The organism is Ignavibacteriales bacterium, from assembly GCA_015709675.1.
In the GTDB taxonomy this organism is placed as follows: domain Bacteria; phylum Bacteroidota; class Ignavibacteria; order Ignavibacteriales; family Ignavibacteriaceae; genus H2-BAC3.
Window position 1 is genome coordinate 418,496 of sequence record CP054182.1, and the last position, 21,105, is coordinate 439,600.

19 protein-coding genes are annotated in these 21,105 nt (G+C 45.9%); 12 read left to right on the forward strand and 7 right to left on the reverse strand.

From position 1 onward, the window contains the following. Positions 1 to 71: 71 nt before the first annotated feature. The 6 genes from HRU80_01405 to HRU80_01430 all read left to right on the forward strand — a co-directional run bounded on the left by HRU80_01405 (position 72) and on the right by HRU80_01430 (position 4,446). Entirely contained in the window at positions 72 to 572 is a 501-nt protein-coding gene (locus tag HRU80_01405; GenBank protein QOJ27590.1) for a hypothetical protein, read from the forward strand. A 23-nt stretch (positions 573 to 595) separates the two neighbouring features. Then, a complete protein-coding gene (locus HRU80_01410; GenBank protein ID QOJ27591.1) occupies positions 596 to 1,177 on the forward strand; it encodes a hypothetical protein in 582 nt (193 codons plus the stop codon). Next, a complete protein-coding gene (locus HRU80_01415; protein ID QOJ27592.1) occupies positions 1,161 to 2,348 on the forward strand; it encodes a HAMP domain-containing histidine kinase in 1,188 nt (395 codons plus the stop codon). Before HRU80_01410 ends, HRU80_01415 begins: the two co-directional genes overlap by 17 nt. Positions 2,349 to 2,359: 11 nt before the next feature. Further along, the gene (locus HRU80_01420) at positions 2,360 to 2,758 is read left to right on the forward strand and encodes a response regulator (GenBank protein QOJ27593.1); all 399 of its coding nucleotides are present in this window, start codon (positions 2,360 to 2,362) and stop codon (positions 2,756 to 2,758) included. Positions 2,759 to 2,864: 106 nt separating this feature from the next. Beyond that, positions 2,865 to 3,803, forward strand: coding sequence for a ring-cleaving dioxygenase (locus HRU80_01425; GenBank protein ID QOJ27594.1), 939 nt, complete (start codon positions 2,865 to 2,867; stop codon positions 3,801 to 3,803). A 4-nt stretch (positions 3,804 to 3,807) separates the two neighbouring features. Continuing rightward, positions 3,808 to 4,446, forward strand: a complete 639-nt coding sequence (locus HRU80_01430) for an alpha/beta hydrolase (protein QOJ27595.1) — start codon at positions 3,808 to 3,810, stop codon at positions 4,444 to 4,446. 37 nt (positions 4,447 to 4,483) lie between these two features. On the opposite strand, the gene HRU80_01435 is transcribed toward HRU80_01430, so the two are convergent. The 6 genes from HRU80_01435 to HRU80_01460 form a co-directional block, all read right to left on the reverse strand. After that, the gene (locus HRU80_01435; protein QOJ27596.1) at positions 4,484 to 4,909 is read right to left on the reverse strand and encodes a hypothetical protein; all 426 of its coding nucleotides are present in this window, start codon (positions 4,907 to 4,909) and stop codon (positions 4,484 to 4,486) included. Next, complete coding sequence (locus tag HRU80_01440; protein QOJ27597.1) at positions 4,890 to 5,123, reverse strand: hypothetical protein; 234 nt, start codon at positions 5,121 to 5,123, stop codon at positions 4,890 to 4,892. Before HRU80_01440 ends, HRU80_01435 begins: the two co-directional genes overlap by 20 nt. A 107-nt stretch (positions 5,124 to 5,230) precedes the next feature. Next, positions 5,231 to 6,154 carry a hypothetical protein gene (locus tag HRU80_01445; GenBank protein QOJ27598.1) on the reverse strand — a complete coding sequence of 308 codons (924 nt, stop codon included), beginning with the start codon at positions 6,152 to 6,154 and terminating at the stop codon, positions 5,231 to 5,233. A gap of 47 nt (positions 6,155 to 6,201) precedes the next feature. Then, the gene (locus tag HRU80_01450; protein ID QOJ27599.1) at positions 6,202 to 7,005 is read right to left on the reverse strand and encodes a hypothetical protein; all 804 of its coding nucleotides are present in this window, start codon (positions 7,003 to 7,005) and stop codon (positions 6,202 to 6,204) included. A 1,224-nt stretch (positions 7,006 to 8,229) separates the two neighbouring features. After that, positions 8,230 to 8,730, reverse strand: a complete 501-nt coding sequence (locus HRU80_01455) for a DUF4411 family protein (GenBank protein ID QOJ27600.1) — start codon at positions 8,728 to 8,730, stop codon at positions 8,230 to 8,232. Positions 8,731 to 8,735: 5 nt separating this feature from the next. Then, the gene (locus HRU80_01460; protein ID QOJ27601.1) at positions 8,736 to 9,863 is read right to left on the reverse strand and encodes an ImmA/IrrE family metallo-endopeptidase; all 1,128 of its coding nucleotides are present in this window, start codon (positions 9,861 to 9,863) and stop codon (positions 8,736 to 8,738) included. Between the two features lie 182 nt (positions 9,864 to 10,045). On the opposite strand from HRU80_01460, the gene HRU80_01465 reads away from it, so the two are divergent. The 3 genes from HRU80_01465 (at position 10,046) to pepT (ending at position 15,639) form a co-directional block, all read left to right on the forward strand. Further along, positions 10,046 to 11,425, forward strand: a complete 1,380-nt coding sequence (locus HRU80_01465; GenBank protein QOJ27602.1) for a hypothetical protein — start codon at positions 10,046 to 10,048, stop codon at positions 11,423 to 11,425. A gap of 964 nt (positions 11,426 to 12,389) precedes the next feature. After that, positions 12,390 to 14,369, forward strand: a complete 1,980-nt coding sequence (locus HRU80_01470; protein ID QOJ27603.1) for an oligopeptide transporter, OPT family — start codon at positions 12,390 to 12,392, stop codon at positions 14,367 to 14,369. Between the two features lie 22 nt (positions 14,370 to 14,391). Then, positions 14,392 to 15,639, forward strand: coding sequence for a peptidase T (pepT, locus tag HRU80_01475; protein ID QOJ27604.1), 1,248 nt, complete (start codon positions 14,392 to 14,394; stop codon positions 15,637 to 15,639). A 370-nt stretch (positions 15,640 to 16,009) separates the two neighbouring features. Here the strand turns inward: pepT and HRU80_01480 are convergent, their stop codons facing one another. Next, positions 16,010 to 16,216 carry a DUF433 domain-containing protein gene (locus HRU80_01480; protein QOJ30423.1) on the reverse strand — a complete coding sequence of 69 codons (207 nt, stop codon included), beginning with the start codon at positions 16,214 to 16,216 and terminating at the stop codon, positions 16,010 to 16,012. 249 nt (positions 16,217 to 16,465) lie between these two features. On the opposite strand from HRU80_01480, the gene HRU80_01485 reads away from it, so the two are divergent. The 3 genes from HRU80_01485 (at position 16,466) to HRU80_01495 (ending at position 21,085) form a co-directional block, all read left to right on the forward strand. After that, positions 16,466 to 18,565, forward strand: a complete 2,100-nt coding sequence (locus HRU80_01485) for a right-handed parallel beta-helix repeat-containing protein (protein QOJ27605.1) — start codon at positions 16,466 to 16,468, stop codon at positions 18,563 to 18,565. A 123-nt stretch (positions 18,566 to 18,688) separates the two neighbouring features. Continuing rightward, positions 18,689 to 20,242, forward strand: coding sequence for a PAS domain S-box protein (locus tag HRU80_01490; GenBank protein ID QOJ27606.1), 1,554 nt, complete (start codon positions 18,689 to 18,691; stop codon positions 20,240 to 20,242). A 123-nt stretch (positions 20,243 to 20,365) separates the two neighbouring features. Continuing rightward, complete coding sequence (locus HRU80_01495) at positions 20,366 to 21,085, forward strand: hypothetical protein (protein ID QOJ27607.1); 720 nt, start codon at positions 20,366 to 20,368, stop codon at positions 21,083 to 21,085. Positions 21,086 to 21,105: the final 20 nt, after the last annotated feature.

Here is a 21,105-nt window from a genome sequence, read left to right on the forward strand (position 1 = left end):
TTTGGGGGGTAACTCTTTAAGTAATACCTGTCAGACCTTACTTAAAAAATCACTCATCCAGGAGGTGTAAAATGTTCTCTCTTAAACAAGTTGTTCTTGTTCTTTTTATTATCGCGGCCATGGGCTCGTCCGGTTCGCTTTATGCTCAGAACGGGAACCTGCCCGGACAGATTATCTCGGCAGAACAGGCTGACAGAATGTTCGGTCCGGTTATCCATTCCCACACATTTAACAAGAAAATGCTGATGAATATCACTAAAAACATCAGTGATGTTCTTCTCTTCAACCTGATTGACGGACAGCTTGTAATTCTTGACGGCCAGCGCAATCCTATTCATCCCCGCAATTTCCAGGTTTCTCCCGATCAGGAGTTCCATATGTATGACGTGCGGAAAATTAATGAGCTGATGAATCTGACAAACGCAAAAACCATTACCATTGAGATTCGTGAACGCGGCGTTCTGACCCTCACCACCAGTGACGGCAACTACGGAAACAATAGATCGGGAATCGAAAGCAACGCATGGACGCTTGAATTTGCTCAATTGTGTCCCCCATGGTGTCTTGACTAAGACTTACCGGTAAATATCCATCCATGCCGTATCTCTATGCTCTTGTAGTTTTTATATCAGCAACTATTTGGCTTCTTCCGCCCGTCAGGCAGTACAAAACAAAGTTTTTTTACTTTTTTCTATTGCTTGGCCTGGCAGATGCTTTACCTTGGATGGTAATACGGGTTTTTTATTTTAAGATTCTTTCTTACTACCTCGTAGTTTCCTGTTTACTTTTGTTTTCATTGTTTGATAAAGAAACACTGAAACAAAAATTTCTTCTTGTGATCTTACTGTTTATAACGGTAATAGTCATTGCCTACGGATTTACTAACCCCGGATATCACAGATTGTTGTTTTTTGTGCTCCATGGGTTAATACTTCTGAGAATAACTCACTTGATGGGGCTTGAACTGCTTAGAACACGGTCTCTTAATTTGTTTTTTGTGGTTCTGGTCTTTTATGAACTTCTGACACTTGCCAAGTTCTTCGAGATTTTGGTTAAAGTAGCTGATCTTTCAGTGCTCACCAACTTCTATATTGTTACAGGAGTACAAATTGCGATAGGAATCTTTTTCACCATATTCAGGGAAGACAACAGGAGACTCAGTGTTAAGCTTGAGTAACCCCATCATAGTTTCCCTGCTTATCCTGCTTGGTCTGATCAGTGTAATCTATATTTTTTACCGGTATATACTGATTCCAATGCAGAAGGAACATCTGCAGGAGCAGCAGTCCCTGCGGCTTCAGCAGGCGGAGCTGATGGCAATGTTCGCGCAGTCAGATCCCGATCCGGTATTCCGCTTCGAGATTGACGGCAGCGTTCAGCTTTCCAACACTCCCGGCAGCGAACTTCTTAAAGGAGCTTCGCTGATGAATATGAAAATATGGGAGATCATCCCCGAAACCAGAGCCGTTAACCTTGCCGAATGCATCCGCAACGGAACCAGCCTTGAACTTCACTCACAAATCGGAAACCGCTATTTCAAATTCATCCTCTGCGGCATTCCCAAATTTGAAATCGGACAGATATACGGAAGCGATATTACCGCACTCAAAAAAACCGAAGATCAGCTTAAGGAAGCTCTGGTTAAAGCTGAAGAATCAGAAAAGCTTAAATCTCACTTCCTTGCTCAGATGAGCCACGAAATCCGCACTCCGCTTAATGCAATTCTCGGGCTCACCAGCATCATTCATGACGAGCTGAAGGATTCGCTTTCCCCCGATCTGAAGCGGATGTTCACTTCTATTGACAACAGCGGAAGGCGACTGTACCGCACTATAGACCTGAACCTGAATATGGCCCTGGTGATGACTGGCGGATACAAATGTTCATTCCAGCGGATGGATATCATCCCCATCATCAATCAGCTTACCATGGAGTTCCGCCATTACGCCCGCGAGAAGAACCTCGATTTTACTTTTGATGAATCACTCGGCGGCTCCCTTATATATGCTGATGCATATTCTTTTACCACCATCATGCAGAACCTTCTTGATAATGCCATTAAATATACTCGGCATGGTTCGGTATCGGTTATTGCCGCGTCCGCGGAAAACAGCATGGTATCGGTCACCGTAAAGGATACCGGCATCGGCATGTCTGAAGAATATATGGAAAAACTCTTCCGCCCCTTTACCCAGGAGATTATGGGTTACAGCCGTCCCTATGAAGGAAACGGCCTGGGGCTTGCTCTTACCAAACGGCTACTTGAATTAAATAAGGGTGACATCAGAGTGCGCAGTACAAAAGGACATGGCACTGAAGTCACTATATTTTTTCCACAATATCACTGACCCGGGAACTCATGAACTCTACTCTGCCAAAAATTCTTATTCTTGAAGATGATCCTGAAAACCAGAGATTCATTTATTATCTGTTATATAAAAAGTATTATCCGGTTATCTGCTCATATTATGATGAAGCGGTTCAACGGCTGGATGAATATGATTATAACGCGATGATTATTGATATCGGGCTTCAGGGAGAAAAAGACGGCCTCGATTTTATCCGGCTTGTCCGTGCTCAGCCCCGTAATTCCTCCGTGCCGGTTATCTGCTGCACTGCGTTTGCCGGCAGTAAAGACAGAATAACCGCGATAAGCGCGGGCGCTGATGTCTTTTTACCAAAACCGGTGCCTAACCCGGTAATGCTTGAAACGCTTGAACGCGTTATTTCGCTTTCACCGCAGCCGGTTAAAAGTTAAATAATTGTTATATCATCGCCCGGCTCTCCGGGCGATGTAATTTTAAAGGAAGGGAAATCTTTTTTGTATATATTACAGTATAAAATTAATCTAAGTCTGCAGAATCATGAATAAAACCGGCGTGCAAGGCCTCCATCACATCACCGCTCTAGCCGGTGAACCGCTCCGCAATTACCGGTTCTATACGAAAATCCTCGGGTTCCGGTTGGTAAAAAAGACCGTCAACTTTGACGATCCTCATACCTATCATTTTTATTTTGGAAATAAATCCGCGGCTCCCGGCTCTATCCTTACGTTCTTCCCCTATCCCGGTATACGAAAAGGAACACGGGGAACCGAAATGATTACGGAAGTCAGTTTTTCCGTTCCGCGGGAGTCTTTCCCCTTCTGGGAAAAACGCTTCCGGGAGCGGGGTGTTATATATAACAATCCCGCTGAAAAATTCGGCGATATATATCTGACCTTCATTGATCCGGACGGGCTGAAGATTGAACTGACCGCGCCGCAGTATGCCGACTCCCGTGAACCGTGGAGCACCTGTGAGGTTCCCGCTGAAAATGCCCTGCGCGGAATTCATGGAGCCACGCTCACCCTTAATTCCGTTAAAAAAACCGCGGATATTCTTACCGGCATCTTCGGATATACACCCGCCGGACAGGAGACAAACCGCTACCGCTTTCTGTCTGATTCCTCAGCAGGCGCTCCGGTTATTGATCTGGTTGAGCTTCCTCAGGGTATGCCCGGCGTGGTTGCCGGCGGCACGGTGCATCATATCGCTTTCAGAGTTCCTGATGAGGCTGCTCAGATGCGGCTGCGTGAAAAGATTGTAAGTGCCGGATTTCAGATAACAGAACAGATTGACCGCAGTTACTTTAAATCCCTCTATTTCCGTGAACCCGGCGGAGTGCTCTTCGAAATTGCAACCGATACTCCGGGCTTTTACAGCGACGAGGATGAGGCATCACTTGGCACCGGACTTAAACTTCCTCCTCAGCACGAACGCCTGCGTGAAGAAATAGAATCCATCCTGCCTCCGCTTGGATAGGAAAATGACGAATCCCGGATATATATATAAATTTATCCCTTCACCCAGGGAGGATGCTCATACCATACTCCTGCTTCATGGCACCGGAGGCAATGAAGATGATCTGCTTATCCTGGCAGGTGAGTTTGGCAGCAGTTTCAGCTACCTCAGTCTTCGCGGCAACGTCCCTGAAAACGGCATGCCCCGGTTCTTTGCCCGCCTTGCAATGGGTATCTTTGATGAAGATGACCTCCGGCTCAGAACCGGACAGATGTGTTCCTTTGTTGCATCACTCGGCAGTAAAGAATCTTTCAACCCTGATAAAATAATTGCCGTTGGTTATTCCAACGGGGCTAATATAGCTGGTGCGGCGCTGATGCAGCAGCCCGGATTTCTGAAAGGGGCTGTGCTCTTCCGTCCGATGCAGCCATTCAAAAGAGATATACCGGAATTCAGTGCGGAGAAAAAATTCCCCGTTCTGATGACTTCCGGCAGTATGGATCCTACGGTAACGGTGAGTGAAGCTCAAAACTACGCGCGGCTGCTTGAAACAAACGGATACGATGTCACTCATGAGATAGTTAATACGGGGCATAATCTTACGAGCGATGATGTGATGCTGGCAAAGAAATTTCTGAGTACGTATTTTAAAACGCAAAGTTAAAGAAGTCAGCGCACAGTAAACTTTACCGACTTTGCGTTTAAAAATTGGCAGCCAATAAAACCAGGACTATAACAACCAGCCCCGCAGCAGCAGCATACCACTCAGCATTACACTCATACTCCGTAACCCGCACCGTATCAACCCGGAAAATCTCCCGCTCCCGTACCAGAATCTCAAAATGCACCGCTACCGAATCTGCCGCCTCTTCAAGTGAAACCACCGCGGTATAACTTTCTGTAACAAGCGTGACCGGCGCGGATTGCTCTTCCCTCCTTTTCGCGACTCTGTGACGGTACTTTTTTTCGGCAATTGTAGTATCCGCGGTTCCCTGTATATATACCGTATCAGCCGGAGCAGTATCTCTCACCTGTATTTTGCTGCGGGAGCCTCTTCCCTCAATGAACCACCAGATGACAGCCGCGGCAAGGATAAGCAGCAGCAAATCAATCAGAATTTTTTTCACTGCCGGGGGCTCCTTTCTTTGCGTAGTGCACCAGCACATTACTCCCGAAAAAGAGACCGCAGATGATGCCGTAAGCCGAGGCAAGCTGAAACACAAATGAAGGAAGCACTGAGGCCTCCATCTCAACACGGCAGACCGTCAGAATGGTCAGCGCGGAGAAACTGAAAAGCGCGAGCAGGAATCCGGTAAATTTTCTTGAACCTGGTTTTATCACAATTATTCCTTTCATAATGTTATATATACTTCCCCGCCCGGCCGGAGAGGAGAAAACCGGCATGGGCAGGGAAAGCAGGATGAGGTATCAGGAGAGGAGATAAGGTATCAGGAGATGATAATACCTTCGAGCCGGGCTGCCGCCTTGCTGTTTGCAAGAGCAAGAGCGGTATCGAACTCAACGCTGTGGATATAGTGTACCCCCTGCCTGCCGAGGTCTTTTACTTCAACCCCGACATTGCTCGGCAGGGTGAGATTATTCCTCTCCCCAAACCGCATAGCATATATACTGGTGCAGGTAGTGGAAGATCCGACCGTTTCGTTATGAGGCAGGATTTTGTTTCCGCTCCGGTCAAAGCCGGCGGGGAGAACCGGTATCCCGTTAAAGCGGCTGAGCGGCTTGCCAAAATCATCCGAATCAATGGTCACCATATCAGCGGCAATGGAGCCGAGACGGCTGAGCGTTTTGGCATCCATCAGAATCAGCTCGGCACCGCCGTCAACGCGGGAGATAAGATCATCCAGCAGTTCCAAAAACGTCTGCTGCTTTTTCTTCGCGGCATCGGTATTCCCCAGATCAACCGAAAGGCCGTTTGCATCAGCAGTGATTTTCTGAGAGCCGGTCACCAGCACTTTCAGTCCGTCGAAAGCATTCCCGTCCGAGGCAGAGCTTCCGTTGACGAAGAAGTTCTGGAACTGCTTGCCCAGATTCGCGGCAAAGTTAAGCAGCTCGGAAGCACGGATGCTTGCAACATCAATGCCTCTTCTCTCATGCGCGGCATCAACCATCACCTTATCCCCCAGAATTTTGAGCGCGGGGGTTATATACTGCGGCGTGACCGTATTATCGGGATAGTCGTTATCAAGCGCACGGAAGCGGCCGCCGGTTGCTGTGGCAGTGCGGCGCAGATAGTCAGCATTGCCTGACATCCGGTAGAATTCAGCAAAACCAAGCAGCGTGCCGTAGAGTGACATCTGCCGGATGACCTGCTGGGTCAGCGGATCGGATGAAGAGATTTCTCGTAATTTCAAATATTGGGTCCTTTCTTATTTCGTTTATATATATTTAATACTCAGTATCAGCGCGGGGAGAGAGTTCTTTTGCGGATTTCATCGGCCATAATATCCGAAGCCGCGCGGGGCTGTTCAGGTTTTACCGCTATTTCTCCGAAGGTAACCTGTTTCGGCAGAGCAGAGACGAACTCCATCAGTTTTGGCACACCCTCCTTTTCAAAGAGCATTACGCCAATCTGCTGCAGTTCCTCTTTCTGGGCTGGAGTGATAACGCCTTCATCAATCTTTGCATCCAGAAAGGTATTCAGTGCGGAGAAGGTATATTCCTCTTTTATCCTGCCAAGCTCTTCTTCCAGCTTTGTTTTTGATGCGGTTTCGTTCTTAAGCATCTGCTCAAGCTTATCATTCAGAGCGCGGAGCTCTTCAAGCTGTTTGCGGAACTCATCGGCTGCATTGTGCTCCTGATACTCATATATATGAGCATCGGCGGGAGCATCACTGAACTGCGGATCAGCCAGCCCCTTAACGGCAGGAGAGGCGGCTCCCAGAAACCCGACATGACGGAGAGAGCCGTCGGGATTCAGGGCAACGGAGCGTTTTTTGAAGAATCCGTTTTTAACCGCCTCGGTAAAGAGAGGAAGGAGCCTGGAGGGGAGGGCGAGAAGACGGTCGCCGCTGCGTTTGAGGGCCTGGATCCATCCGTAAGCCGGAGCGTCATCCTTCGGATGGCCTATGACAATGGGAGCTTCATGCTGAGCGGGATTGTAGGAGGAGACAATCTTGTCCAGATCAGCTTCAGTCCACTCTTTGGTTCTTCCGGCGAAGTCTGTGTGTTTACCCGTCCGGAAGATTTCAAACCATTTGTGCATTAGTACGTTGCCTTTCATAATTATTATAAATACGGTGGCAAAAGTAATTGCGTGACAGAGCGGAGTCAGGTGAAGGAAGCAGTTGACTTTGTTAATTGATAGTTGAGAATTGAGAATTGAGAATTTTAAATGAAAAAATGAAGAATGAAGAATTGAACTTGTGTGGGCGGGTGAAACTTTGCGGGGTTTTGCGTTGAACTTTGTTTGCTTTGCGTTTACTGGTCGCCTTCAAACTCACCCCCAAACCCCCTCTCTTCTGACAAACTATGTTTAAACTGCATATATGTTTCTTCGGATTGCGGGTATTGTGTTTGTAAAAATCTGTATTGAAAAGAGGGGGCTTAAGAATTTATTGATTGTGATTGGGTTTTAACAAACTTCACAAAAATGGCACTTTGATATGTCGCACCTGCGGCGCTTCGAAAATTTGATTGAAGACACCCCTATTGATATATCGCATCTCTGATGCTAAATTATTATTGTCCCGTTCGGGGCAGAATATTAACAGGAAAATATCTAAAACAAAAAATACCGAACCCGCGGAGCGGGTGACCAGTTAATAGCAATTGTAAATATCACAACACCCCCGAACCCGCGGAGCGGGTGACCTGTTAATAGCAATTGTAAATATCATAACACGCCCGAACCCGCGGAGCGGGTGACCGGTTAATAGGGCTGGGAAAAATACCAGGATTCCTAAACCGCGTTAGCGGTGAAATATTATAAAACCGAACAAATCTCCCCGTACCTCTCAGGAGCCGCGTAGCGGCGACCCATTAATAGAATCCAAATACATACCACACCCCTGAACCCGCGTAGCGGGTGACCCATTAATAATAATGTAACAAGTCAGCACACCCGCTTAAATGTAAAACCCCGCACCGACGCACAAAAAAACTCACCCCCAACCCCCTCTCTTCTGACAAACTAAGTTTAAGCTGCATATATGTTTGTGCGGGTTGCTGGTAGTGTGTTTAGAAAAATCTGTATTGAAAAGAGGGGGCTTAAAATGAAGGGGTTTAGTCTCTTTGCGGCTTTGCACGAGATCCTTTGGGCGGAAGAAAATCACGAAGTGATGATATTATTATAGCAGAAAATATATACCCCGGCACCCCAAACCACGAAGTGGTGACATTATAGTTTACGGGAAACGGCGCGGGAGCCCAGTGATATATTAAACTCGGGATGATTCTCAACGGTATAACCCCAACACCACCCTTAATGCTAGAACGTCTCTTTAAGATTTCTGAACATTTGGAGCGTGTTGACATAATTGACACCAAAGGCAATGCAAGCATCAGGGACTTTTATACTAACTTTGGATTCCGGGCGGCTTACTTCCTGCGTAACTAACACTCTGTTTTCTTTTTCGGCAAGGCAATATGCAACAAGAAATGCATCCGCTCTGTCAGCATGACAAAAATCCTCTATAGCTTTTTGGACAACATAATCTTTCTTAAAATTTGCCCAACGGAAAACCTGAGCATATTCATTCATTACCCCTGATGTATCACGGAAGAAATTTCCCGGAAGATTATTTTCGCACCAGTGGGCAAGCAAATCCTTATTGTTATAAATTTCATCCCCGACTTTATCAATACTTATAATTTTATCTTCTTTGGCTAATGCACTTATTTTATTCCAAAACCCCGGTACTACATCCATCGGGTAATATACGCGATGTGCTTCTATTAAAAAGTTTGCATCCACTACATAGACCGGCATCGGATCTACTTCAACCCCGACATAAAATTAGCGAATGTATCCCCGTGCAGCCCGGTTAAATGACAGGCATCGCGGTAAAGGAGCTGTCCCGATTTTAGTGCATGATTAACATGACCGGCAAAGGTAAGACTTATTCGTTTGTTTGATGTGTTATAAAAATTTCCGCCGGAACCCTGCTTCTCTTTTTTTATAAATTCTTTCTGAGAATAGTCATCCCAAAAGGCAAAGAATTCCTTCTTTGTCATCTTACCGGTATCAAGCGCACGGCGTGCTATAACTATTTCACTAACCTTAAAATGTCTCGCGCATCCTGTTATGCCGGTGCTTTCATTCCAGATGTTATTGAAAGCATCTTCAGGGACCAGAAATTCCGCGGCTATTTTATCGCAAAAAATTTCAACCGGATCGTCAGATGGCTGCAGTTTTCTAAAATCAAATCCCGCGCTATGCCCGGTCCAGATATGTGCCAGTTCATGTGCCATGGTAAATATCTGAGCGGATTTCCAGTCAGCATTATTGATGAACATAAAGGGGGCAAAATTATCCGTAAGCACAAAGCCCCGGCATTCATCAACCGGAACAGGGCGATGTGTGTTATTCTCAACCACCCCGTTAATAACTGTTATAATGCCAATATTTTCAATGCACTGGTCTAAATGCACCAACGCCTCCTGCCAGGTTGAGAAATCAGAAGCCCAGTTTTCTTTCAGCCCGAGTGCAGAGCGAATATCCGAGGCAATAGTTTTAATATCCTGCCCTAATTTATATTTCCCAACAAATGGCAGAGGGTCAAATCCGTTTTCATTCAGATAATTTTTAAGCCATTCCTGCCTCTGCTGTAAAATCAGTATGGTATCATAAACATTAATATTAATCCTGTCAGAGGGACTGCTCCCCGTGCGGTAATATGGTATCGGAATTTTTTCGTCAGGGGGTGCGGGGAGAAAAAAATAACCAAACGGCAGATAAACCTTTTTGGAAAAATCCTGAAGCTGCTTAACTGTGGGTTGCCTTTTTCCCTCAAGCCAAAGCTGAATGCTGGAGTTTTTTGCCAAAAACTCAGGCAAATTCAATCCGGCCCGGTTAATAGACCAGAGAATGATATCCGGGTTTACTGCTATTCTGTTAGTCATTGTGCAAAGTTACAAAAAATAATGGGGATCAGGGAAGGAGAAAATCTATTCCCCTGTGCCATTCTTTTTCCCAAATCCGAATGCCGATTATGACCATTGTTGTATTGGTCTAATTTAAATGTAATTTTCGTTATTTTTCATGAACATATTTCTTTAATCACAGAAAGGGAAGCAGGATGACCTTGGTCCACGATATTCTTATAACCAAAGAGAACCCATTCGAAAATGATGTCTTGAATTTTCGTGATCATATTCACCAATTTTGTTCTCAGTTTATTTTTAGAAAAATTCCGCTCTCTGCTGTTGTAGGCATCACGGGAGAATGGGGAACAGGAAAATCTACCTACTTAAAAATGCTGCAAATGCATGCTGAGGGAAAAAACAAAGATGTAATATACTTTAACGCCTGGAAGTATGAATTTTACGAAGATCCGCTCATAGCCATCTATTTTGAAATGGAGTCAAAATTTAAAGAAGTTTTAACTCTTAAAAAATACAAGAAAGTATTAAATGATTTCAAGTTATATGGAACACAATTTATAAAATCAGTTTTAATTAATTCTATTAGCTATGTCAGCGAGGGAATTATAAATCTGCAGGATACAAAGGATAATGTTAAAAAAATTAAAGAAAAACAGGCTACTTTGCTTGAGAAGAGGATTGAGGACTTAAAAGGGGCAAAAGAACTTGTTGATCGTTTTTCAGATTCAATCGCTACGCTTGCTAAAATAATTAACGAAAATACAGACTCCCCACTGATAATTATTATTGATGAACTGGACCGCTGTCTGCCTCCCCACGCACTAAAACTGCTTGAAAGAATAAAACATATACTAAGTGTACCCGGGGTAGTTTTCATTATTGCATACGATAAGAACCAACTCAGCCACTCCTTGAAAACGTTATATGGAAACGATTTCAATATCGAAGGTTATCTAATACGCATAATTGATCATGAAGTTGCTATTCCAAGCTTGTTTTCCGCGGAATATTTTAACAAGTGTGCTGATAAAGTTGTTCTTTCAAACAATATATACATTGACAAATTTGATGAATCTTATAAAGGTCTTAATCCCTTTGCGGTTACTAATATTTTGATGAAATTATCTCTTAGGGATCAGCAATATATTATGCACAATATCTACTCACTTAACAATAAGAATAAAAATATTACAAAAATAAGCTATCTGTTGGTTTACTTCTACTTTCTTGGAGGATTAAAATTAAAAAATCCTTCCGTCTTTAAATTATTTGAGAGCGGTACAATTACAAAAGCTGAGTTTTATCGAAAAGTTCTGCCTGCGTTAAACCCCTTAGAAAGAGATGAAGTGATTATCGGAGGAGCAGAAATTTTAATGGCAATTGTTTTAACAATAATAAGCTTGATAGAAGGGGAGCAGAATCCAAATAATTTAACCTCACTTAACTTAAACGGGGTAAACCTTGAATTTAACGTTCATCTTGTTGCTGACGTTAAGACTAGGATGACAACACAAAGGATTACCAATCTTAAAAATATCCCCAAACTATATTCCGAGTATCCAACCTTTAGTTTGGATTAAATGCTTTATTGTTTTAATCATTCCTCACCCCGCCAGTGCTTTTCTGAGCACTTGCTGCAGAAGTATTTGGTTTTCCTGATTTTTTAATTTACCGAGCTTATGATATTCCTTTGTTTATCCCATCCGCTTTTTTCAAGAGCGGGGGTTATAAACTTGGTGCAAATATCTCTTTCGGAAAATTCTTTTTTATCCATTGTCCGCTGCAATAGTGTTCAGCAGCATTTGAAGTTTTTTCCTTTCAAATGTATCTGAGGTTTTCTTTGAGGGGTCTTGTCTCCGGGAATGTTTCCCCCAAGGAATATTGATTATTTAAACTTACTAAAAAAATATGAATTCTGAAGTATGAATGGCTGAACTATACCGACCCCGGCGGTCTGGCGCGAAGCGGTTGCTGCAACTGCCGGAGACTATGGCGACCCGTCGCGGCGGGTTGGAGCACCGGGTGACGTTAAATCTCTTTTTTGGCTGTGTAGTTGCATAGCTTGTTTGTCGCCTTCAAACTCACCTCCAACCCCCTCTCTTCTGACAAACTATGTTTAAACTGCATATATGTTTCTGCGGGCTGCGGGTAGTGTGTTTATAAAAATCTGTATTGAAAAGAGGGGGCTTTCTTAATTTGGCATTTGCGTCTTTTTAAACTCTGAGCTTTACTGGAGATTTTAAAGCTTTCCCCCTTCCAGCATGCGGGACTCCGGGATCGTCCCTTCCTGCACCCGGGACACGGGAGCCAGAAGGTCTGCAACGACAACAAGGACTGCATTAACCGGGAATAAACCCTTTGTGGCTAAGCATCTCTGCGCGGGATTTGGGGCTCTCACGGTCTTACAGGAATGACCGGAAATTCAGCAGCCCCCTTAAATTCATAATTCATACTTCACCATTCACAATTTTCTTTTATTCTTCCCGTTTTATGCTGTAAGTTAGAAGGATATGTTCTTTTAAAACCAGACGAAAGATTACGCTTATGGAGCACACATCAACCGGTAAAGGACTGCCGGAAAATGCTTACAGTGAACTGAAACCAGGTGAAAGTTATCAGCCGATTATGCCGGCGGGTTCAAATCCCCCCGAGGTCGGACCCTACTCAATCGGAACCGGTCTTGTTATGGCCGTACTTTTCTCCGCCGCGGCTGCTTATCTCGGGCTTAAAATCGGGCAGGTGTTTGAAGCCGCTATCCCCATCGCTATTATGGCTGTCGGGCTTTCCGCTCTGATGAAACGGAAAAACGCGCTCGGCGAAAATGTGATTATCCAGTCGGTCGGAGCTACCTCCGGACTGGTTGTAGCCGGCGCCATCTTTACCATCCCCGCGCTGTATATACTCGGACTGGATATCCCCTATTACCAGATCTTCCTTGCCTCGCTGCTCGGCGGATTCCTTGGCATCCTCTTCCTCATCCCTTTCCGTAAATATTTTGTGCAGGAAATGCATGGCAAGTTCCCCTTCCCTGAAGCAACCGCAACCACCGAGGTTCTGGTAGCCGGTGAAAAAGGGGGAAGCAGCGCCAAGGTGCTGGTGATGAGCGGCCTGATAGGCGGTATATATGATTTTGTTATTGCATCGTTCGGCTGGTGGGGAGAAGTGTTCACCACCCGGGTTTTTGCTTTCGGGCAGGAACTTGCTGATAAGATGCGCATTGTGTTTAAGATTAATGTCGGCGCAGCAGTTCTGGGTCTCGGATATATCGTGGGACTGAAATACTCAGCCATCATCGTGGCCGGTTCGGCGCTCTCCTGGTATGTTCTGATTCCCGTGGTCTCGTATATAGGTGAACAGATGAGCACACCGCTTGGGGCTAATGTTACCAAGCTGATTTCGGAAATGAGCGCGGAAGAAATTTTCCGCAACTATGTCCGTCATATCGGTATCGGCGGTATTGCCATGGCAGGTGTTATCGGCATTATCCGTTCATCAAAAATTATCAAGAGCGCGTTTGCTCTTGCCATTAAGGAGATCGGCGGAGGCAAGGCGGCGAACGGAAATAAAATCCGTACGGAGCGCGATTTAAGCATGGCAACGGTTGTTTCCTTAATCGTGCTTGTGCTTATTCTTACCTTCCTTTTCTTCTTCGGAGGAATCGGGCTTTCACTTACCCATTCCTTCCTTGGACTGCTGATTGTCGGCGTTATTGCATTCCTCTTTACTACTGTTGCAGCTAACGCTATTGCCATAGTTGGAACCAACCCCGTATCGGGCATGACCCTGATGACGCTCATCCTTTCTTCCATTGTACTGGTTTCAGCCGGACTTACCGGTCAGACCGGAATGGCTGCCGCGCTGATTATCGGCGGTGTTGTCTGCACATCACTAAGTATGGCGGGCGGATTTATTACCGACTTAAAAATCGGTTACTGGCTTGGGTCTTCTCCTTACAAGCAGCAGAGCTGGAAGTTCCTCGGAACTCTAATTTCAGCCGCTACCGTTGGATATGTTGTTCTTATTCTGAATGATACCTACGGATTCTCAGGCGAAGGCGCTCTTGCCGCACCTCAGGCAAACGCTATGGCAGCAGTCATACAGCCGCTGATGGATAATCAGCCCGCGCCGTGGATGCTCTATCTTGCCGGAGCAATGATGTCACTGATTCTTGTTTCGCTCGGCGTTCCCGCGCTTGCATTCGCCCTTGGCATGTATATACCGCTTGAACTGAACACTCCGCTGCTGGTCGGCGGTCTTATTGCCCACTTTGTTTCAACAAGAAGCAAGGATGATAAAATTAACAACGCACGCCGCGAACGCGGTACGCTGATCGCATCCGGATTCATTGCCGGCGGCGCTCTGATGGGTGTGGTCTCCGCATTCCTCCGCTACTTAGGATATAACTGGGTGAATGCCGAGTGGTTTGAAAGCCACGCGGCTGAACTGGTTGCCATCATGATGCTCGGCCTGCTGGCTTCGTATATGATATGGGATTCACTCCGCGGCAAACCTGAAAATGATTAAACTCTAAATAAGGATATATATAATGTTCGATCAAAATTATAAATTTACCTGTGTTGACCGGTTTCTGAAATATGTAACCATTGACACACAGTCAGATGAAAATTCAACTTCTTTCCCTTCAACAGAAAAGCAGAAAGATCTCTCACGCCTTCTGGTGGAAGAACTGCTCGCTCTCGGTGTAAAGGATGCCGCAATGGATGAGTGGGGTTATGTAACCGGAACGGTTCCGGGCAACACCACGAAGAACGTTCCTGTTGTGGGTTTTATCTCGCATGTTGATACTTCTCCGGCAGTATCGGGTGCAAATGTAAAACCGATGATCCACAAGAATTATCAGGGGGGTGATATACCGCTCCCGATGGACGGGCAGGTTATCCGCGCTGCTGATAATGAAGACCTTGCAACCATGATCGGATTCGACATCATCACCTCCGACGGTTCAACGCTTCTCGGAGCAGATAACAAAGCCGGCGTGGCTGAAATCATGGATGCTGTGCAGTATCTGATGTCTCATCCGGAAGTAAAACATGGTGATATAAAGATATGTTTTACCCCTGATGAAGAAATCGGCAAAGGCACATTCAAGTTCGATGTAAAGAAGTTCGGAGCGCAGTATGCATATACGGTTGACGGCCAGACCCGCGGCGAAGTTGAATCAGAGACGTTTTCCGCTGATATGGTTACCCTCAAGTTTATCGGGCGCAATATTCATCCCGGTTATGCAAAAGGGAAGATGATCAATTCGATCAAGATTGCATCGCGCTTTATTGAATCGCTCCCAAAAGACCGTCTCTCCCCTGAGACAACTGAAGGGCGCGAAGGATATGTTCACTGCATTACCTTTGAAGGAACCGAAGAAGAAACCACGCTCCGCATTATCATCCGTGACTTCATTGATGAAAAGCTGAAAGAGTATGAAGACTTCCTGAAAGACCTCGCTGAAAAAACCATTGCGCAGTTCCCCGGCTCGCGTATGGATTTCAAAGTGCATGAGCAGTACCGCAACATGCGATATATACTCAAGGATCATCCGCAGGTAACCGACTACGCTGTTGAAGCAATGAAGGCACTCAACATTGAGCCCCGGATGATGCCTATCCGCGGCGGTACGGACGGTTCACGCCTTTCATTCATGGGGCTCCCCACGCCGAACATCTTCGCGGGTGAACACAGTTTCCACTCCAAGACCGAATGGGTCGCCATTCAGGATATGGAAATGGCGGTGCGTGTTATCGTGAAGATCGCGGAGATATGGGAGCAGAAGTCGTAAGACGAAATCCCCCATAGTTGTTCTTTAATACAGCAGACCCTGTTCAGATGAGCGGGGTTTGTTGTATATATATGTTTGAATGAGGGAAGAGGCTGATTATCATCAGTCTGTACTGATGACTTTTTTCTTCTCTGCGGACTTTGCGTTAACTTTAAATACTTTGCGTTAAGAACTTGTGTCGGGGAGTTGAACACGATTTAAGGATTGGCAGGATAAACAGGATTTCGCCCCGCATAATTGTACATTGATTTCCGATCCGTTTTAATCCGCGCTGCTTGCATCCGTAAAATCGGCGGCCCATCGGGGAGTCGAACACGATTTAAGGATTGTGAGGATAAACAGGATTTCGCCCCGCATAGGTGTACATTGTTCATTGTACATTGATTTCTGAGGCAAATTTTAAAACGGCCTTTATATCCTCAGGCTCAAGTTCATCAAATTCCCGAAGAATTTTTTGTTCGTCATATCCTTCGGCGAGCATTGATAAAATTGTTGATACCGGCATCCGTAAATTCCTGATGCAGGGCACCCCATTCATAATCTGGGGGTTTTTAGTAATGCGCTCCCATAATTCCAGAACTGATACTTTTTCTTTGAAAATTAATCAGTCACAAAATACGAAGAAAAATAAAGTTTATCCCGGATATCCCTGCTCCTTCTTTCCCGGCCGGGGCAGGCGGTCACATACGTATTTTCTTGTCAGATTACCGTTTTTTCATTATTATTTTTCCTTAAATGCAGTTTTCTTTGTCCCTTGCCTCTCCTGCATTAACAGATTCTGAAATTCGTGTCGTTCATCAAAAATCATATAATAAGGAATCTCCCCATGACAAAACGGCTTCTATTTCTTTTCGCATTCCTGTTTCCGGTATTGGCGACCGCACAGGATAACTCAGTTGAGCTGAGGGATGCTGCCGATGCTTTGGTCAGCAGCCACAACTCACTGCAGGCGGCTTATAATGCCATTCCCTCCCCCATGACCCAGGGATACCGGATTGTTATTCAGCAGACCTACACAGGTGCTAATGAAACCTATCCTATCTCCTTCACACAGAAGGATGGCGCAAGCGCATCACAGAAGATTCAGGTGTATCCAGCCGCCGGAGTTACCATGGTAACCGTTGGCGGAACACCAACCAACGCCCCATCCTGGCAGCTTGACGGTGCGGATTATGTGGTTATTAACGGAAACGCAGGCAACGGCCCGGCCGGTTCAGCTATCAATATGACCATACAGAACCTTGCCACAACAGGCGCAAACTCCTCAGCACTCCGTTACCTTAACGGCGCAACCAATAACCATGTAATGAACTGCAAATTTGCCGGATACACTCAGCTGAGCGCGGGACCAAGAACCGTTGAGTTTCAGCTCTCGGCAAACAATCCGGAAGGCAACTCGGATAATCTGTTTGAATATAATGAAGTGTTCGGCGGACGTTCAGGCATCGGTATTGCAGGAACCGCTGCTAACCCGAATAAAAATATTGTCATCCGCAACAACAAGATTTATGATTTTGGCTTTGCTGGCATTTGGGTTCTTTCAGGCACAAACAGCTTTGAATTTACCAGAAACGAAATCTACCAGACCCAGTTCTACAATGCCGCTCATTCCGGTATGAATATTGCCATTATTCTCGGAACCAATAAAGTTGCATATAATAAAATCTATAATCTTGCGAACACTTCTACCTCCACTCTACGCGGTATTACCGTTTCTTCCACATCAAACGGAGGAACGCTTCAGATATATAACAATATGATATCTCTCGCGCTGGATAACGGCACAAAAACTTCAGTTTATGGAGTGCAGCTCGGAGGCGCAGGTGATTATACAGCGGAATTATTTTATAACACCATTTATATAGGCGGTGCGCATACCGGAGGCACAGCAGGCAATATTATTTCGGCAGGATTTGTTAAAAGCAATACCGGTGACACTTCCTCCTTTTACGCAAAAAACAATCTGATCATTAACCGCAGAACCGGCGGCACTGCAGGCGCACTCCATACCGGATCCTTTATCAGCACGCTTGTCACGGCCGGAACTCTTGATATAGATTATAATATATATTACGGCGCTGACAGCGCGGCATTGCACGCGGGATGGGGCGGTTTTGTTTATAACAGCATTACCCAATACCGTGATTCAGCGGCTCCTCATGAGCAGAATTCAAACTTTGTGAATGCTTCATTTGTTGATTCAGTTGATCTGCATCTGGCAGGCGCTTCTCTCGGTGATCTCAGACTGGCAGGAACTCCGGTTGCATGGATTACCGATGATATAGACGGCAATACCCGCGATGCATCAAAACCATACGTCGGCGCTGATGAAGGTCTGGTTCCCCTCCCGGTTGAACTGGCTTCATTTTCAGCAAACGTTAACGAGAATAACGTAATCCTTACCTGGACTACCGTTACCGAGCTGAACAGCAAATCATTTGTCGTTGAAAGAATGATTTCAGGCGGTTCATGGACTGCCGCCGGTGAAATTGCAGCAGCAGGATACAGCACTGAAATCAGAACCTACAGCTTCACCGACCGGAATGTGGCTGCCGGCTCCTACAGCTACCGTCTGAAGACCGTAGACTTTGACGGCTCCTATGAATACAGCCCGGTGGTTGAAGTTTCTCTCGGGGTTCCCTCTGAGTTCGCAGTATCGCAGAACTACCCCAATCCGTTTAACCCTGCCACCACGGTTGATTTCCAGCTTCCGGCTGACGCCCGCGTTACCCTGGAGCTCTATTCAGTTACCGGCGAAAAGGTGGCTTCACTGCTTAACGGAAGTCTTTCTGCAGGATACCACAAACACCTGATTGACGCCGCTTCGCTCCGGCTGACCTCAGGTATATATATATACCGCTTCACGGCAGTTTCCGCTGACGGAAAGGAATTCCGCCAGGTTAGAAAAATGACTCTGCTTAAGTAATCCGTCCCTGTATTTTGAGTGCACCCCGGCCGGTTTTCGTAACTTGCCGGGGTTTTTTATTCCCTCATCACATCTCTGTTTCTTTTGAATTCGGTAACTTGCCCTTTGTAAATCATTACTTTTATGGATACACCAGAAAATCAGACACCACGGCTCCGGGAGTTTTTCTCAGCTACCCTGCTGGGGAGAACCCTTCTCTACCTTTTTTCGGTTATAACAGCCGGATTTACCCTGCTCGGGTTTCTTCATATTTATTATCCCGCCCATCACAAATATGAAACGGCCTGGTCCTCTGTTATTATCCTGACTATTTCCGTAACAGCAGGTTTTCTGATTTCCCTTTTTCTTGCCATGCTGTTTTATAAAAAACTTATCATCAGAGTCAGAAAGCTCAGTGACATTCTGCAGTATCTCCGCGAGCATGAGGACGCGGAGGTAAGCTTCACGCTGCCCGGCAAGGATGAGATAAACACCCTGGCGCAGGATATACGCAAGCTCCTGAATGTGAAAAGAATAACCGAAAAAGCGCTGCGTGAAAGCGAACATCTCTATAAATCCGTGTTTGATTCCTCCGCTGACGCTCTGCTCCTTACCGACGGCTCATACCGGGTCATCAGTTATAACAGTGCCTTTACCGCTCTCACGCGCAGGGATGATGATTATATTATCCGCAGCCGTTTTCCGCATGATTATATATCTCCTGAGGATTCAGGCTTTTACCGTCAGTTTGATGAAAAAGAGATTCTTTCCTCCGGCGCGGAGGCAGAAATAACTGTAAGCGGGGGAAATCCGGTTGCCTGTATGGTTATCTCCTCACCGGTATATATAAAGGGGGAGCTCTGCTCGCTGGTGCGCCTGACCGATATTACGGAAGCAAAAAATCTTGAACGGGAAAAGCGTGAGCGGCAGATGCAGCTTCAGCAGTCGGATAAACTTGCCTCGCTCGGTATGCTGGTTGCCGGTGTTGCTCATGAAATTAACAATCCGAACTCATTTATTCTGTTTAATATTCCTTTTATAGAAAAAAGCTTCCGCGAAATTTTTTCAATCATCGAAAGCAATGTACCCGATACCTCCTCACTGAGGGTCGGCTCCCTTCCGTATCAGAAGTTTAAGTCGGAAATGGGTGACGTGATGGCTGATATGCACGAGGGGGCGCAGCGCATTACCAAAATCATCATGGATCTGAAAAATATCGCCCGCGCGGAGCCGGAGGGGGAAAATGAAACCTTCAGTCTGAAAGAAACCGCAGAAGGGGTAATGCGTTTACTCACTCCGCAGACCAACAAGCGGCAGGTTACTCCGCTTCTTGCCATACCCGATTCTTTTTTTCTGAGAGGCAGCCGCGCAAAACTTTCTCAGGTACTTATTAACCTGATTACAAATTCACTCGAGGCGGCGGGACCTCAGGGAGGATATCTTTATATATCAGTGGTTTCAAGGCAGGGGGGCGCTTCGCTTGAGATTCGCGATACCGGTTCAGGCATCCTGCCCGAACATATGCAGAAGATCTTTGAACCGTTTTTCACCACAAAATCCAGTGCAGGGGGCACGGGGCTGGGGCTGTCACTCTCACGTACCATCCTTCAGTCGCTCGGATGGGGCATCCGCATCAGCAGTGTTCCGGGAAGCGGCACCACGGTAATGATAGATTTCCCCCCTGAATCGGTTGTCTGATTCCCCGTTTATCCTCACCTCCGTCCGTTTATATACACCCCCTGCCGGTTAATGCAGTTTAGGCAGAGTTCCTCTGCTTTTTCGTAATTTTACCGTACATTTTTTAACGAATTCCGAAAGACTATGAAAAAAATATATGTAATTACCCTTGCTCTTATACTCTCAGGAGTAATTTCAGAAAACACACTCGCCCAGACCGCGGGAGTGAATCTGACCCTTGCTTTTCCCCGCGGAAATTTTTACGCCAATAATAAAACCACCGGCATCGGCGGAAGTCTTGAAGGGATGTTCCTGACCGCAAAAGCAGGAGCGGTAAGCTACGGACTCGGCGGCAACGTAAGCTTTTTTACCTTTGGCAGCGAGGGAAGAGAAGCAGCATTCAGCAATACCATTCCTGATGTAACCGTGGATGTTGACCGCAGTTATAACCTGATGAATTTTCACGCAATGCTCCGTCTTTCAACAAATAACACGCTGGTACGCCCCTATGCTGACGTACTCCTCGGAGCTTCATACTTATATACCAGCACCACCGTGCGAAATCAGCTTTCCGGTGAAGAGGTTACATCTTCCACCAATTTTGATGACTTTGCCTGGAGCTACGGCGCCGGAGCGGGTGTGATGATTAAGGTATATTCACCGAAAAATGAAGGGGATATTCCGGTATGGCTGGATATTAAAATGCGTTATCTGGTCGGAACCGAAGCTGACTACATTAAAAAAGGTGGCGTAAAGGTTGACGCAGCCAACGGCAAAGTATCATACGATATAACAACCTCCGAAACTGATATCCTGACCTTTAATATCGGCGTGAGCATACCGTTCAGCATGACAAATCTGTGATATGAATTATGAAATATGAA